Here is a 2299-nt window from a genome sequence, read left to right on the forward strand (position 1 = left end):
CGTGCCAGGTCTGGTGGGTACTACTAGCTGTTATAGAAGAAATGTAATCAGGATTCCGTGACAAGGTGATAACGGGAATAGGCGATTGAATAAAAGAGCCACAGGAACGGTTTTGGTAGTAAGAATTAAAAAGAGATACTAGAACCGTCCCAGGGGTTTCTAAAGTCACCGATTAAAGGGATTTGACAAAAGAAGATCAACTACCTGTTTGTTTTTCAACGCAGCCTTTTCCGCCTAATTCATTAGATATCTTGAATACTTTTTTTATTATGTTTAAGTAGAACATAATAACTTTTAGATATAGCGCCACCTTAAACTGCTGTAAAATGGTTGGTTGTTTTTTCTCGTTCACTTTTTACTTAGGATCCTACAATGACAGGAAGCTCTTTATATCCGTACACAAACGTACTAGGGATCATTTGAATCTCTTTGGTAGTATCCAATCTCATACTAGGCAGAACCTTTAGCATTTCTGTCATGCATATTTTCGCTTCTAATTTTGCAAGCTGTGAACCCAGACAAAAGTGAACACCTGCTCCAAAAGAAAGATAATGATTTGGAGAGCGAAGGATGTCAAACTCATCTGGTTTGTCAAATACGTTTTCGTCCCTATTGGCAGAGCCGATCCAGGCCATCACCTCTTGCCCTTTTTTCAGATTCATCCCTTTATAATTAATATCCTCTGTGACGAAGCGATTCATACTGTGAACAGGAGAGGAATAGCGCAGGGCTTCTTCAATGGCGGCATATACAAGGGTATTGTCTCTATATAATTGGTTTAGGATGTTAGGATGCTCAAAAAGAGTGTGCATTGTATTAGTAATAAGATTGGTGGTGGTTTCATTCCCCGCTACAAGAAGAAGAAAGCAAAAACTTAGCAACTCATCTATAGATAACTTCTCACCATCGACTTCAGCAGAAATCAAAGTGGATATAATATCGTTTCTGGGCTCAATCCTCCGTTCTGCCACTATTTTGTGGAAATATGATCGTAGGTCAAACATTGCTTTCCCGCGCAACGCCAGTAACTGATTCATTTCCTCAGGAGATAAGGTTTGTGTTCCCGATACAACAATATCAGACCATTCTTTAAACATGTCTCGATCTTCGCTTGGTACTCCTAGCATTTCCGCAATCACGATTACTGGAAGGGGGTATGCGATATCTTCTACAATATCAATCTCGCATTTTCCTTTTAGTGAAGTTAATAATTCTTGTGTTATCGCTGTAATTCTTGGTGCAAGTTCTTGAACCGCTTTTTGTGTAAATGCCTGACTGACAAGATTGCGATATCTTCGGTGGGTAGGAGGATCCAAATCTATTAACGTTGGAAACGGACTATTCCGATTTGAACTGAATTGCTTGTAATTTTGTAAGACCATTTGGACATCGTTATAACAAAACACGTCCCAGCAATTTCGTTCTGGGTCAAAAGCAATCGGAGCATTTTTTCGCATTTTTTTATACCAATCATTAGGTGAATTTGTTTCATCGATCCCTCTTGGCCGCACGATCAGTCCATAGCTCATTTGTTTCTCCATCTCGATTCCCTCCATAATTATTACCTATTTATCTAGATAATTATTCGTTTTACTTTAACTGTAGGGTTCTATGTAACCATACACTTTATGTAATTTACTTAATTACTATGATGATTTTAAAACTGGAATACCTCTTCTGCATAATCATTTATGGGCTCTTCCCCATTTTTCTAGAGTTAACTGTGGACTTGAGGGGGGCATTACATACTTGATAAACTTTAAGTAATTAGATGCTAAATTTTCCTCTATACCAAGTTTTTTGCAATGTCCTGTTGGGTCAAATATTGGGAGTCCATTTTTTAATAATTGATAAAAATGAGATACTCAATCCAGCATTCAATCAAATTATTAAAATCACTTGAACCACCAAACAGCTTAAATCCCTTCATTTAAAAATCATAATGAGCAATGATTTGAATGAAGCATTTCAATAGACTTGGAATCATCCCTTTCCTACAACAAGGATAGGGGGTAATTTGCACTTTTAATTAAAAACTCTGTTGTTTTCAATTACTTAAAATCTGAAACAGTAATCAAGACTTTGTGATTATTAGTAATACGGTGCAAAATACTCGACATTTTATCGACTGGTAATAACGTCAACTTTCAGTCATTTTCGATTAACAAAAAAATTACAGCTTCTTATGTTCCTTAATGCCATTAACAAATTGTTGATTATGGCAGAGATTAAACCATATTAGCGAGTGGTATAAATCTGCAATGAGCGCGTCCAGTCTTTAAAACTGCTTGAGACCTGC

1 protein-coding gene is annotated in these 2299 nt (G+C 36.9%); it reads right to left on the reverse strand.

Annotation, left to right across the window (positions count from 1 at the left end):
• Positions 1-359 precede the first annotated feature (359 nt).
• A complete protein-coding gene (locus V7266_RS10980) occupies positions 360-1541 on the reverse strand; it encodes a cytochrome P450 (protein WP_335467932.1) in 1182 nt (393 codons plus the stop codon).
• Positions 1542-2299 lie beyond the last annotated feature (758 nt).

Origin of the sequence: Neobacillus drentensis, assembly GCF_036965645.1 — a bacterium.
Lineage (GTDB): Bacteria > Bacillota > Bacilli > Bacillales > Cytobacillaceae > Neobacillus > Neobacillus drentensis_D.